This window comes from Microbacterium cremeum (assembly GCF_015277855.1).
Classification (GTDB): domain Bacteria; phylum Actinomycetota; class Actinomycetes; order Actinomycetales; family Microbacteriaceae; genus Microbacterium; species Microbacterium cremeum.
This window is the reverse complement of record NZ_CP063812.1, coordinates 1267847-1280147: the sequence shown is the minus strand read 5'-3', so window position 1 is coordinate 1280147 and position 12301 is coordinate 1267847. Positions and strand designations below refer to the sequence as shown.

The following is a 12301-nucleotide window of genomic DNA, read 5'->3' as shown; positions in this document are numbered from 1 at the left end:
CTGTACAGACCGGGGCTGAGTGCTTCACCCACGGCGCTGGGCGAGACGGAGCGTCGTCTCCGGCAGAAGATCGAGCCGACATTCATTCTCGAACGGCACGGCGCCGCCTTTTGCATCATGAGCGGCGCCCAGCTCGTCCACGTGCTGCGCGTCACGGCACCGCTCGTCTATGTCCGCCTGCACGGGCCCGATCGTCAGCACCTCTATCGCGGGTCGTACTCCGACGAGGCGCTGGCCGAGTGGGCCGAGCGCACGCGCCAGTGGGAGGTCGACGGCCACGAGGTCTTCGCGTACTTCAACAACGACGGCGAGGGCAACGCCGTACGCAACGCCCGGACCCTGAAACGGATGCTGGGCGCCTGAGCACGTCGTAGGGCGCCAGAAACCTGTCGCGGCGCCCCAGATCGGGTGCGCCGCGACAGGTTTCTGCAGCCGCAGCCGGTTCGGGGGGCGACTGCATCACGCGGCAGTCGCGAACGCCTCCGCCCGGGCGACGATGCCCTCCGCCGAGGCATCCACCGTCACCGACCCGCCGTCGGCGAGCGCACCGGTGACGAGGAGGTCGGCGATGCGGTCGTCGACCTCGCGCTGGATCAGGCGGCGCAGCGGGCGCGCGCCGTACTCGGGCTCGTAGCCGTGATCGGCGAGCCAGTCCACGGCGGCCTCGGTGACCTCGAACGCGATCTCGCGCTTGCCCAGGCGCGCTTCGCCCGCGCCGAGCAGGAGCCGCACGATCTCGCGCAGCTGCGGCTTGTCGAGCTTGCGGAACAGCACGATCTCGTCGATGCGGTTGAGGAACTCGGGCCGCATCGCCTCGCGGAGCTTGCCGAAGACGCGGTCGCGGAGGTCCTTCTCGGAGCCGAAGCCCGTCTCGCCGCCGCCGTCGGCGATGAAGCCGATGGCGCCGCTGCGCGAGGCGAGGAACTCCGAGCCCAGGTTCGAGGTCATCACGATGACAGTGTTGCGGAAGTCGACCGTGCGACCCTGGCCGTCGGTGAGGCGCCCGTCGTCGAGCACCTGCAGCAGCAGGTTGAACACGTCGGGGTGCGCCTTCTCGATCTCGTCGAACAGCACGATCGAGTACGGGTTGCGGCGCACCCGCTCGGTGAGCTGCCCGGCCTCGTCGTAGCCGACGTATCCGGGAGGCGCCCCGACGAGCCGCGACACGGTGTGGCGCTCGCCGAACTCGCTCATGTCGAAGCGGATGACCGCTCCCGCGTCGTCGAAGAGGCTCGCGGCCAGCGCCTTCGCGAGCTCGGTCTTGCCGACCCCCGTCGGACCGAGGAAGAGGAAGGATCCCACCGGCCGCCGCGGGTCGCCCATTCCGGTGCGGTTGCGCCGCACCGCCTTGGCCACGGCGGCCACGGCGTCGTCCTGCCCGATGACGCGCGCGTGCAGCTCGTCCTCGAGCGAGGCCAGGCGCTCGCGCTCGGTCTCGGTGAGCCGATCGACCGGGATGCCGGTGGCACGGCTGATCACCGCGGCGATCTCGGGCTCGCCGACCACGGCCGCCACCGCATCGGCCGTGTTGCGGGCGGAGCGAGACGAGACGTCGTCGAGCTTCTCCTGCACCGCGGCGATCTCGTCGCGGATGCGTGACGCCTCCTCGTACTGCTCCGCCGAGACGGCCGCGTTCTTGTCGGCCTCCAGCGTCGCCAGGCGCGCCATGAGCGCGCTCACGTCGACCTGGGCGCCCAGGCGCAGGCGCAGGCGCGCACCCGCCTGGTCGATGAGGTCGATCGCTTTGTCGGGCAGCACGCGGTCGGGGAGGTACCGGTCGCTGAGCTCGACGGCGGCGCGCAGCGCCTCGTCGGTGTACGCGATGCCGTGGTGCTCCTCGTACGCCGGCTTGAGGCCCTGGAGGATCAGGACGGCGTCCTCGATCGACGGCTCGCCGACCTTCACGGGCTGGAACCGGCGCTCGAGAGCCGGGTCCTTCTCGACGACGCGGTACTCCTTGAGCGTCGTCGCCCCCACGAGGTGCAGCTCGCCGCGCGCGAGGCGGGGCTTGAGGATGTTGCCGGCGTCCATGCCGCCGTCGCCGGCGCCGCCCGCCCCGACCACCGTGTGCACCTCGTCGATGAACACGATGAGCTCGCCCCGGTGCGCGGCGATCTCGTCCATCGTCTTGGTGAGGCGCTCCTCGAAGTCGCCGCGGTAGCGCGTGCCGGCGAGCATCGCCGCGAGGTCGAGCGCGACGACCCGCTTGCCGACGAGCTGCTCGGGCACGGCCTCGTCGACGATCGCCTGCGCGAGCCCCTCGACGATCGCGGTCTTGCCGACGCCCGCCTCGCCGACGAGCACCGGGTTGTTCTTGGTGCGGCGGCTGAGGATCTCGATCGTCTGCTCGATCTCGTCGGCGCGTCCGATCACCGGGTCGAGTCGTCCGGCCACGGCGAGAGCCGTGAGGTCGGTGCCGTAGGCGTCGAGCATGGGTGTGCCGGATGCCGCGGCATCCGTGTCGTCGTCCGGTGTGGCCTCGCCGCCCGGCGCGACCGTCTCGCGGACGGCCTGCGTGAGGGCCTCCGCCGTCACCCCGGCGCGTGCGAGCACCTGACCGGCGGGCGTGTCCTGCGCGAGCACCAACGCGAAGAAGAGGTGCTCGGGATCGACGTAGGTCGAGCCTGACGAGCGCGCCACCTGGAAGGCGTGGAAGAGCGCGCGCTGCACCGACGGCGTCACCACCGCACCGTCGACGTCGGCGGGACTCGAGGCGGCGGGCAGCCGCTCCTCGGTCGCGCGGACGATGGCACGGGCGTCGGCGCCGATGCGCTCGATGGCGTCCTTGGCGGGCGCCTCGGCGGCGAGGATCCTCAGCACGTGCAGGGCGTCGAGCTCGAGCTGGCCGCGCTCGAGCGCGTACTTGCCGGCGCGCTGCAGCAGCTGCTGCGTGCGCGCGCCGAGGAAGCGGCTGAGGTCGATCGAGCGCTCCACGCGGGCGCGCTCGCCCGCGAGGTAGCGCGCGAGGAACTCGTCGAACGAGCTCGCGTTGTCGTCGGCGCCGCTCGAGGGGGTGAAGTCTTCGGGCATTCCGTCTCTCCTGAACTTGAGTGAGGTGCTGTCAAGTTTACGAACTTGAGCACCGCCGTATCAACTTCAACGGCTCCTCTTCGGTCGTATTCCCGGTCGACGGCGATCTACGGTGGAGCGGTGACCTTCTCGTTCGACACGCTGCGGCGCTGGCCCGACATCGAAGCGCCCGGCCTCGTGGCGACGGATGCCGCGGACCGGCTGATCCTCGACGAGTCGGCGTCCGCTCGCCGCGCGGCGGGCGACGGCATCACGGTCATCGGCGACGCCTACGGGGCGCTGACCCTCGGCGCGGCCGCGGACGGCGGCCGCGGCATCCGTGTGCACCAGGACGCGCTCACCGGCGAACGGGCGCTTGCCGCGAACGCCGAGCGGTCCGGACTCGGCGAGCACTACAGGTCGCTCACACTGGACGCCGGCCTCGTGCGCGATGCGCGCGTCGTGCTGATGCGCCTGCCCCGCTCGCTCGACGCGCTACGCGACCTGGCCGGGCTCGTCGCCGCGCACGCCTCGCCCGAAGTCGTCGTGTACGCGGGCGGGAGGATCAAGCACATGTCGCTCGCGATGAACGACGTGCTGCGCGAGCACTTCGAGCGCGTCGACGTCACGCACGCGCGCCAGAAGTCACGCGTGCTGGTGGCACGCGGTCCACACCATGGTCGCGACCCCCTGGCGCGCCACGCCGAGCACGACGGAATGGTGGTGTGCGCGTTCGGCGGCGCCTTCGCGGGAACCGCCATCGACATCGGCACGAGGTTCCTCCTCGAGCACCTCCCGCAGGCCGCCCCCGGCGGCGGGGCCGTCATCGACCTGGCGTGCGGAACTGGCGTCATCGCGACGGCCCTCGCGCTGCGGCATCCGGGGATCCGCGTCATCGCCTGCGATCAGTCCGCCGCCGCCGTCGCGTCGGCGCGTGCCACCGCCGACGCGAACGGCGTAGGCGATCGGGTCGACGTGGTGCGCGACGACATGCTCGCGTCGCAGCCGGACGCCTCCGCCGCCTTCGTCGCCGTGAACCCGCCCTTCCACTCCGGCACCGCCATCCACGAGGGGATCGCTCCGCGCATGTTCGCCGACGCGGCGCGCGTCCTCCGGCCGGGCGGCGAACTGTGGGCGGTGTGGAACTCGGCGCTGCGCTACCGCCCGGCGCTCGAGCGGATCGTCGGGCCGACGCGTCAGGTCGCGCGCAACAGCAAGTTCACGGTGACCGCCTCGGTGAGGCGCTGACGACCGGATGCCGGACGCTCACGCGTTCGCGTCGCCCCCGCCGGATGCGGTTCCGCCGTCGAGGAACGGCAGCACGACGTCGAGGACGAGGTCGGTGCGCGCCAGTCCGAAGAAGTGACTCGTGCCGGGGAACACCGCCAGCTGCGAGGCGGGCACCCCGTCGAAGTCGCCGTTGACGTCGCCGCCGCGCAGGCGCAGGAACTCCACGGCATGCTCGAGACGCACCATGTCGGCGTCGCCGACCGTGAGGAGGGTCGGCGCCGCGATCCCGCGGATGTCGTCGTCGGCCCAGTCCGGGAACCCGCCGGCGTACGAGGCTCCGAGCCGGTCGAGCAGACCCTGCAGGTGCTCGAGGTCGGGGTGCGGCGACTTCGCCAGGTACGCCTGCTCCATCGGCGTCCCCGCGATCATGTCGACCGTCATCGCGCCGACCGCCTCGGCGTTGTCACTCCCGCGCATGCCGTCGGCACGGAACGACACCGACGACACGACCAGCCTGTTCACGCGTTCGCGATGACGGATGCCGAGCTCGAGCGCGACGGAGCCGCCGATGCTGAAGCCGAAGACGTCAGCCCGTTCGATCCCGAGATGATCGAGTACGGCCAGCACATCGGTGGCGAAGGCGGCGGCGGAGAACGGCCGGTCGATGTCGTTCGTGCGCCCGTGCCCCTGGAGATCGACGGCCACGACACGGCGCCCCGCCGACAGGCCCGGAAGCAACGGGCCGAACTGCTGGTCGATGTCGAAGAGGCCGCCATGCAGGAGCAGCAGCGGAGCCTTGTCGGCGCGCTCGTCACCGTGGGTCTCGAAGTACATGCGCAGATCGCCGACGGTCACGTACCCGGATGCCGTCTTCGTCATGTCGGTCGTTCCCTCGGGGGTCGAGACGTCGGAAGGGCCGGGCCTCGGCGCTGGGGACACCGAGACCCGACCGCCGCGAATATCGCACTCCCCCAAGGCGAGCGAGCTCCGCGGCGTGGAGCGGCGTTGGGGACACCGCGTCCGCGGGTGCTGGGGACACCCGTGATGACGGTACCAACGCGAGACGGCCGCGTCGACGGCATCGGCGTCACGACACGCCGATTGGTCGAACCATCGGTCGATCTGAGATTCCTAGAAGTCCCAGTCGTCGTCTTCGGTGGCCTCGGCCTTGCCGATGACGTACGACGAGCCCGACCCCGAGAAGAAGTCGTGGTTCTCATCGGCGTTCGGCGACAGAGCCGAGAGGATCGCGGGATTCACGTCGGTGACCGTTGCGGGGAACATCGCCTCGTAGCCCAGGTTCATGAGCGCCTTGTTGGCGTTGTAGTGCAGGAACTTCTTGACGTCCTCGGTGAGGCCGACGCCGTCGTAGAGGTCCTGCGTGTACTGAACCTCGTTGTCGTAGAGCTCGTACAGCAGCGAGAACGTGTAGTCCTTGATGTCGTCGCGCGTGGCCTGGTCGACGGTTTCGAGTCCGCGCTGGAACTTGTAGCCGATGTAGTACCCGTGCACGGCCTCGTCGCGGATGATGAGGCGGATGAGGTCGGCCGTGTTGGTCAGCTTCGCCCGGCTCGACCAATGCATCGGCAGGTAGAACCCCGAGTAGAACAGGAACGACTCGAGCAGCGTCGAGGCGACCTTGCGCTTGAGGGGCTCGTCGCCGCGGTAGTACTCCATGACGATGCGAGCCTTCTTCTGAAGGTTCTCGTTCTCGACCGACCAGCGGAACGCCTCGTCGATCTCCTTCGTCGAGCACAGCGTCGAGAAGATCGACGAGTACGACTTCGCGTGCACCGACTCCATGAACGCGATGTTCGTGTAGACGGCTTCCTCATGCGGCGTGATCGCGTCCGGGATCAGCGACACCGCGCCGACGGTGCCCTGGATGGTGTCCAGCAGCGTCAGGCCGGTGAAGACCCGCATCGTGAGGGTCTGCTCCTCGGGGGTGAGCGTGTTCCACGACTGGATGTCGTTCGACAGCGGCACCTTCTCGGGCAGCCAGAAGTTGTTCACGAGGCGGTTCCACACCTCGAGGTCCTTGTCGTCCTGGATGCGGTTCCAGTTGATGGCCTGGACGTGATCCAGGAGCTGGAGCTTCTCGCTCATGATTTCTCTTTCTTCGCGTTTCGTCTCGCTGCGCTCGCTCAACGACCGATGGTCACAGCGTGCAGGAGACGCACTCGGACATGTCCGTTCCTTCGAGTGCCATCTGACGCAGGCGGATGTAGTAGATCGTCTTGATGCCCTTGCGCCATGCGTAGATCTGCGCCTTGTTGATGTCGCGGGTGGTGGCGGTGTCCTTGAAGAAGAGCGTCAGCGACAGACCCTGGTCGACATGCTGGGTCGCGGCGGCGTACGTGTCGATGACCTTCTCGTAGCCGATCTCGTACGCGTCCTGGTAGTACTCCAGGTTGTCGTTCGTCATGAACGCCGCCGGGTAGTAGACGCGACCGAGCTTGCCTTCCTTGCGGATCTCGATCTTCGCCGCGATCGGGTGGATCGACGACGTCGAGTTGTTGATGTACGAGATCGAGCCGGTCGGGGGCACCGCCTGCAGGTTCTGGTTGTAGATGCCGTGCTGCTGGATCGACGCCTTCAGCCGGCGCCAGTCGTCCTGCGTGGGGATGTGGTGCCCCGCGAACATCTCCTTGACCTTGTCGGTCGCCGGTGCCCACTCCTGCTCGATGTACTTGTCGAAGAACTCGCCGCTGGCGTACTTCGAGTCCCAGAAGCCGTCGAAGACCTCGCCGCGCTCGATCGCGATCTTGTTCGACGCGCTCAGCGCGTGGAACAGCACCGAGTAGAAGTAGATGTTCGTGAAGTCGACGCCCTCTTCCGAGCCGTAGTACACGTGCTCACGGGCAAGGTAACCGTGCAGGTTCATCTGGCCGAGGCCGATCGCGTGAGAGCGGTCGTTGCCGTCCTCGATCGAGCGCACCGAGCGGATGTGGCTCTGGTCGCTGACGGCCGTGAGCGCACGGATGCTGGTGTCGACCGTGCGGGCCAGGTCGCCGCCGTCCATCGCCAGGGCGATGTTGAGCGAGCCGAGGTTGCACGAGATGTCCTTGCCGATCTGGTCGTACGAGAGGTCCTCGTTGAACGTCGTCGGCGTGTTCACCTGCAGGATCTCGCTGCACAGGTTCGACATGTTGATCCGGCCCTTGATCGGGTTGGCGCGGTTCACCGTGTCTTCGAACATGATGTACGGGTAGCCCGACTCGAACTGGATCTCGGCGAGGGTCTGGAAGAACTCCCGCGCGTTGATCTTGGTCTTCTTGATGCGCGGATCGTCGACCATCTCGCGGTACTTCTCGCTCACCGAGATGTCACCGAACGGCACGCCGTACACGCGCTGCACGTCGTACGGCGAGAACAGGTACATGTCCTCGTCGTTCTTGGCGAGCTCGAACGTGATGTCGGGGATGACGACCCCGAGCGACAGCGTCTTGATGCGGATCTTCTCGTCGGCGTTCTCGCGCTTGGTGTCGAGGAACCGCATGATGTCGGGGTGGTGCGCCGACAGGTACACCGCGCCGGCGCCCTGACGCGCGCCCAGCTGGTTGGCGTACGAGAAGGAGTCTTCGAGGAGCTTCATCACGGGGATGATGCCGGAGGACTGGTTCTCGATCTGCTTGATCGGGGCGCCCGACTCGCGGATGTTCGACAGCAGCAGCGCCACGCCGCCGCCGCGCTTGGACAGTTGCAGCGACGAGTTGATGCCGCGCGAGATCGACTCCATGTTGTCTTCGATGCGCAGCAGGAAGCACGAGACGAGCTCGCCGCGCTGCGCCTTCCCCGCGTTGAGGAAGGTCGGCGTCGCGGGCTGGAAGCGGCCCGAGATGATCTCGTCGACCAGCGACGTCGCGAGCGCCTCGTCGCCGTCGGCGAGCGCCAGCGCGGTCATGACGACGCGGTCCTCGAACCGCTCGAGGTAGCGCTTGCCGTCGAAGGTCTTCAGCGTGTAGCTCGTGTAGTACTTGAACGCGCCGAGGAAGGTCTCGAAGCGGAACTTCTTGCCGTACGCGAAGTCGTTGAGCTGCTGGATGAACTCGAACGAGTACTTCGCGAGCACCTCCGGCTCGTAGTACTCCTTCTCGACCAGGTAGTCCAGCCGCTCCTTGAGGGAGTGGAAGAACACCGTGTTCTGGTTCACGTGCTGCAGGAAGTACTCCCGCGCCGCGCGCTTGTCGGCGTCGAACTGGATCTTGCCGTTCGCGTCGTACAGGTTGAGCATCGCGTTGAGGGCGTGATAGTCCATGCCCTCGAAGCGCGCCTCCGTCTTGAAGTCGGCCTCGGTCAGAGTTCCCACCATCGTTCCAATCCCGCGTTCACGCGTTCCACATCTTCTGGCGTGCCGAATACTTCGAGCCGGTACAAGTGCGGCACGTTGCACTTGCGGCTGATGATGTCGCCGGCGAGGCAGAAGGCGTCGCCGAAGTTGGTGTTCCCCGCAGAGATCACTCCGCGGATGAGGCGCCGGTTGCGCTCATCGTTGAGAAACCGGACGACCTGCTTGGGAACCGCACCCTTCTCATGACCTCGGCCCTGGCCTCCGCCGTAGGTCGGGGTGATCAGGACGTAAGGCTCTTCGACCAGGAGCGCCGGTTCAGAGGAGTGCAGCGGGATCCGGACCGCTCGGGCTCCGAGCTTCTCGACGAAGCGCGCGGTGTTGCCCGAGACGCTCGAGAAGTAGACCAGGAGAGGCGTCGCGGTCGCTCGCCCGGCAACCGCGTCTCGCTGCGCGATCGCGGTTGCCATGGCGTCACGCGAGCCGTGCGGCGAGCTCGTCGATCTTGTCGGGACGGAAGCCCGACCAGTGGCCTTCATCGGTGATGACGACCGGCGCCTGAAGGTAGCCCAGCGCCTTCACCTGCTCGAGGGCCGACGGGTCCTCCGAGAGGTCGTGGATTTCGTATTCGATCCCCTTCGAGTCGAGTGCTCGATAGGTCGCCGTGCACTGCACGCATGCCGGCTTCGTGTAGACCGTGATCGCCATCTCGATTCCGTCTCCCTCACTTCGTCCGGTCACTTCCGGATGTTTCTCCAGCGGGCCCCCCACCGGGAGTCCAATACTACATATGGGTACCGACATTCGATAGCACCACAAGGGGTAGTAGTTACATCCGTGTGATTTTCCACCGTTCTCCCCATCTACAACACAGGTTCTCCACCGATTCATCCACAGTCGGCGAAGGCTGGAAAACGCCTGGATCACACGGGATTCGGATGCCGCGGCCACATCCGTCCACAGCCTCGAAGCTAGATCGGGGGTCCGACATCGGATCCGCCTGTGGAGGACGCCCACGGCGTGTCGCGGCGTGTCGCCCCGCAAGTGCCAGGCAGTAGCGTTGTGTGGTGGCCGGCTACCGCGATCTCCTCCGCACTCCCGGGGTCGCCCGCATCATCGCGGCACAGCTGACGGCGCGTTTCCCGAACGGCATGACGAGCCTCGCGATCCTGCTGCACATCGAGGCGGTGACCGGCTCGTACGGCGCCGCGGGTCTGGTCCTGGCCGCCACCTCGATCGGGCAGGCGATCGCGGGACCGGTGACCAGCCGCTGGATGGGCCGGTGGGGCATGCGCCGGGTGCTGACGCTCACCCTGCTGGTGTGCGCGGCGTCACTGACGGCCATCGCCCTGCTGCCCCTGCCGCTGCCCGGCTACATGGCACTGGGCCTCCTCGGCGGCCTCTCGACGCCGCCGGTGCAGTCGGCGGTGCGGACGATCTATCCGAAGATGGTGACGTCGCGCCAGCTGACTCCGCTGTTCTCGCTCGACGCGTCGCTGCAGGAGATCATCTGGATCATCGCGCCGGTGCTGATCACGTTCGTCGCGACCCAGGCGGGCACCGTGCCGGCGCTCCTGCTGATCGTCGCGATCCTGCTCGGCGGCGGCGCGTGGTTCATCCTCTCCCCCGAGGTGGGGCGCGTGCGCATCCCCCGCAGCCGGCGCAGCATCGGCAAGGTGCTCACCAAGCCCGCCGTGCTGCTCGCCACGGTGGTCGGGTTCCTGCTCATCGGCGCCTGCGCCGCCGTGGAGGCCGGCGTCGTCGCGACCTTCGACCACGGCGGACTCGAGGCCGGCATCGTGCTGGCGCTGTTCGCGGTGGGCAGCCTGGCCGGCGGCCTGTCGTCCGGGCACATCCCGATCGGCCCGTGGGCGATGGCGCGGCGCCTGGCCATCGTGACCGTGGGCCTGAGCCTCACGATCGTCTCGCTCGATGTCTGGTGGCTCGGAGGCACGCTCGTGCTGGCGGGGATCGGCATCGCCCCCGCCCTGGCGGTCATGTTCGCGATGACGTCGGCGAGCGTGAAGTTCAGCGACACGGCCGAGGCGTTCGGCTGGGTCGCGACCGGACAGCTCATCGGCGCGGCCGCCGGGTCCGCGGTCGCCGGCTTCCTGATCGACGACATCGGCCCCACGGGTGCGTACGTGGCCGCGGCGGCCTTCGCCGCCGCGGGGCTCGCGGTCGCGATCGTCTTCGTCCGGGGCTTCCCCGACCTGCGCGATCGCGACGCGAGCCCGATCCCCGACACCGAGCCCGTCCAGACCATCGGCTAGTCGCAGGATCGCGTCACGCGATGCGACGCAGCATCTCCAGCACGGCCAGCGCGTAGGCGTCCGCCGGCTCGGGGTGCTCGAAGACGAGCGACTCCTCGGGGCCGGGGCCGCGCCGCAGGGCGATCTCGACCTCGTGCGTGTCGGGCAGACGCCGCAGCGCCCGGAAAGCCCCGCGCAGCAGTTCCCGCAGCTGGTGCTCGTGCGGGAGCCACAGCGCGTCTTCGAGAGCGACGGAGTCCAGCGCCCACTCGGTCGTGCCGTTGAAGGCGAGCAGCTTGCCCGTCGGATACTCGCGGGGCTCGATCGTCATCTCGCTCACGGTGAAGACGTCGGCCTCGAACTCCGGCTCGTCCAACTGGAAGCGGTCGCCCGAGCGCGGATGCCAGACGAGGCCGGCATCCCGCAGGGCGATCGCCAGTTCGGTCGAGATCATGTCTCCATTGTGAGACCGCTACGCCGCGACGAGCTCTCCTGCCTCGCTGCGCGCGACCGCCGCCACCCGGACGGGCTCGAGCTCGCGCTCGTCCGCCTCGGCGGTGTGGTCGTCCCATTCGAGCACGATGCCGCCGCTGGAGTTCGCCTGGTTCGCGAGCTGCTGCAGGTACTCCGGATCGAGCTGCTCGGGATCGGGGTTCGCGAAGACGAATCGCAGCGGGATCGACGGCTGCATCCAGATGGACGTGCGCCCAGGAGCTGAGCCGTCGCAGTGCCGCCAGGTGAGGAGAAAACTCTCGCCGCGACGGAGCTTGGTCGTCGCGACGACCTTCACGTGAGCGAGGATCCGGTCCGGAATCTCGGCCGGCCCCGTCTCGCTTCCATAGTAGAGATGCGCCATGTCCTTTCCTTCCCCGGTGCCGCACGATATCTCGTACAGTACGTTTCTAGATAACTGTACATCTAATTTAGTTGATTAGAAATACAGTGACTGTCAAAAGCCGCGGTGTATTATCCTCGATCGAACGAGCTTCGCGGAGGTAACCCATGCCACTGACCGTCGTGCGCAACGAAAGCGAACATCTCTACGCCGAACAGCCGAAGACCGATGGCGGTCGCCGGCTGAGCGAGGCGATCCTTCATCTGTGGCGCGCCGAGCGGAACCAGATGGAACAGGCGCAGCGCTCCTCCGAGCTCTCGAGCATGGACCTCACGGCGCTGCGCTATCTCGTCCAGGGGCGCCGCGACGGGCGCGACATCGGGCCGAAGGACCTCATCGTCATGCTCAACACGTCGAGCGCGACCGTCACCAACGTGGTCGACCGGCTCGCCGCGCGCGGCTACGTCGCACGCGTGCAGCATCCCACCGACCGGCGCGCCCACTACACCGTGGCGACGGATGCCGCCGTCCAGCGCGTCGACGACTCCTTCGAGCCGCACCACTCCGCGATCGTGGCGGTCATCGACAGCCTTCCCGAGCACGAGGCCGAGTGCGCCGCCGACGTCGTGCGCCGCATCGCCGAAGAGCTCGACAGGTTCGCGTAGCGGTTCCGGAGCCGCCCTAGGC

11 protein-coding genes and 1 pseudogene are annotated in these 12301 nt (G+C 68.0%); 4 read left to right on the top strand and 8 right to left on the bottom strand.

All coding sequences use genetic code 11. From position 1 onward, the window contains the following. Positions 1–84: 84 nt before the first annotated feature. A pseudogene (locus IM778_RS05635) lies at positions 85–363 on the top strand (DUF72 domain-containing protein); the annotation flags it as partial. Between the two features lie 96 nt (positions 364–459). Here IM778_RS05635 and IM778_RS05630 read toward each other — a convergent pair. Beyond that, positions 460–3030, bottom strand: a complete 2571-nt coding sequence (locus tag IM778_RS05630) for an ATP-dependent Clp protease ATP-binding subunit (RefSeq protein WP_194411072.1) — start codon at positions 3028–3030, stop codon at positions 460–462. Between the two features lie 120 nt (positions 3031–3150). On the opposite strand from IM778_RS05630, the gene IM778_RS05625 reads away from it, so the two are divergent. Beyond that, entirely contained in the window at positions 3151–4257 is a 1107-nt protein-coding gene (locus IM778_RS05625; RefSeq protein WP_194411071.1) for a class I SAM-dependent methyltransferase, read from the top strand. A gap of 18 nt (positions 4258–4275) precedes the next feature. Here IM778_RS05625 and IM778_RS05620 read toward each other — a convergent pair whose 3' ends face one another. The 5 genes from IM778_RS05620 to nrdH form a co-directional block, all read right to left on the bottom strand. Continuing rightward, positions 4276–5118, bottom strand: a complete 843-nt coding sequence (locus IM778_RS05620; protein WP_194411070.1) for an alpha/beta fold hydrolase — start codon at positions 5116–5118, stop codon at positions 4276–4278. Positions 5119–5370: 252 nt separating this feature from the next. Continuing rightward, positions 5371–6345 carry a class 1b ribonucleoside-diphosphate reductase subunit beta gene (gene nrdF / locus IM778_RS05615; RefSeq protein ID WP_194411069.1) on the bottom strand — a complete coding sequence of 325 codons (975 nt, stop codon included), beginning with the start codon at positions 6343–6345 and terminating at the stop codon, positions 5371–5373. 52 nt (positions 6346–6397) lie between these two features. Then, a complete protein-coding gene (gene nrdE, locus IM778_RS05610; protein WP_194411068.1) occupies positions 6398–8551 on the bottom strand; it encodes a class 1b ribonucleoside-diphosphate reductase subunit alpha in 2154 nt (717 codons plus the stop codon). After that, entirely contained in the window at positions 8536–8997 is a 462-nt protein-coding gene (gene nrdI, locus IM778_RS05605; protein WP_194411067.1) for a class Ib ribonucleoside-diphosphate reductase assembly flavoprotein NrdI, read from the bottom strand. The genes nrdE and nrdI overlap by 16 nt, the downstream gene beginning before the upstream one ends. Positions 8998–9001: 4 nt before the next feature. Beyond that, positions 9002–9235, bottom strand: coding sequence for a glutaredoxin-like protein NrdH (nrdH, locus tag IM778_RS05600; protein WP_194411741.1), 234 nt, complete (start codon positions 9233–9235; stop codon positions 9002–9004). A gap of 359 nt (positions 9236–9594) precedes the next feature. On the opposite strand from nrdH, the gene IM778_RS05595 reads away from it, so the two are divergent. Further along, the gene (locus IM778_RS05595; RefSeq protein WP_194411066.1) at positions 9595–10800 is read left to right on the top strand and encodes an MFS transporter; all 1206 of its coding nucleotides are present in this window, start codon (positions 9595–9597) and stop codon (positions 10798–10800) included. Between the two features lie 13 nt (positions 10801–10813). Here the strand turns inward: IM778_RS05595 and IM778_RS05590 are convergent, their stop codons facing one another. Further along, positions 10814–11233, bottom strand: coding sequence for a pilus assembly protein CpaE (locus tag IM778_RS05590; protein WP_194411065.1), 420 nt, complete (start codon positions 11231–11233; stop codon positions 10814–10816). Between the two features lie 18 nt (positions 11234–11251). Beyond that, positions 11252–11635 carry a DUF7882 family protein gene (locus tag IM778_RS05585; protein ID WP_228484769.1) on the bottom strand — a complete coding sequence of 128 codons (384 nt, stop codon included), beginning with the start codon at positions 11633–11635 and terminating at the stop codon, positions 11252–11254. A gap of 146 nt (positions 11636–11781) precedes the next feature. On the opposite strand from IM778_RS05585, the gene IM778_RS05580 reads away from it, so the two are divergent. Then, complete coding sequence (locus IM778_RS05580) at positions 11782–12279, top strand: MarR family winged helix-turn-helix transcriptional regulator (protein WP_194411064.1); 498 nt, start codon at positions 11782–11784, stop codon at positions 12277–12279. Positions 12280–12301 lie beyond the last annotated feature (22 nt).

What these genes read in the sequence shown, in the direction of transcription:
- IM778_RS05620 (WP_194411070.1), bottom strand. Translation starts at nt 5,118, where the DNA reads ATGACGAAGACGGCATCCGGGTACGTGACCGTCGGCGATCTGCGCATG.
- nrdE (WP_194411068.1), bottom strand. Translation starts at nt 8,551, where the DNA reads ATGGTGGGAACTCTGACCGAGGCCGACTTCAAGACGGAGGCGCGCTTC.
- IM778_RS05590 (WP_194411065.1), bottom strand. Translation starts at nt 11,233, where the DNA reads ATGATCTCGACCGAACTGGCGATCGCCCTGCGGGATGCCGGCCTCGTC.
- nrdH (WP_194411741.1), bottom strand. Translation starts at nt 9,235, where the DNA reads ATGGCGATCACGGTCTACACGAAGCCGGCATGCGTGCAGTGCACGGCG.
- IM778_RS05630 (WP_194411072.1), bottom strand. Translation starts at nt 3,030, where the DNA reads ATGCCCGAAGACTTCACCCCCTCGAGCGGCGCCGACGACAACGCGAGC.
- IM778_RS05585 (WP_228484769.1), bottom strand. Translation starts at nt 11,635, where the DNA reads ATGGCGCATCTCTACTATGGAAGCGAGACGGGGCCGGCCGAGATTCCG.
- nrdI (WP_194411067.1), bottom strand. Translation starts at nt 8,997, where the DNA reads ATGGCAACCGCGATCGCGCAGCGAGACGCGGTTGCCGGGCGAGCGACC.
- nrdF (WP_194411069.1), bottom strand. Translation starts at nt 6,345, where the DNA reads ATGAGCGAGAAGCTCCAGCTCCTGGATCACGTCCAGGCCATCAACTGG.
- IM778_RS05580 (WP_194411064.1), top strand. Translation starts at nt 11,782, where the DNA reads ATGCCACTGACCGTCGTGCGCAACGAAAGCGAACATCTCTACGCCGAA.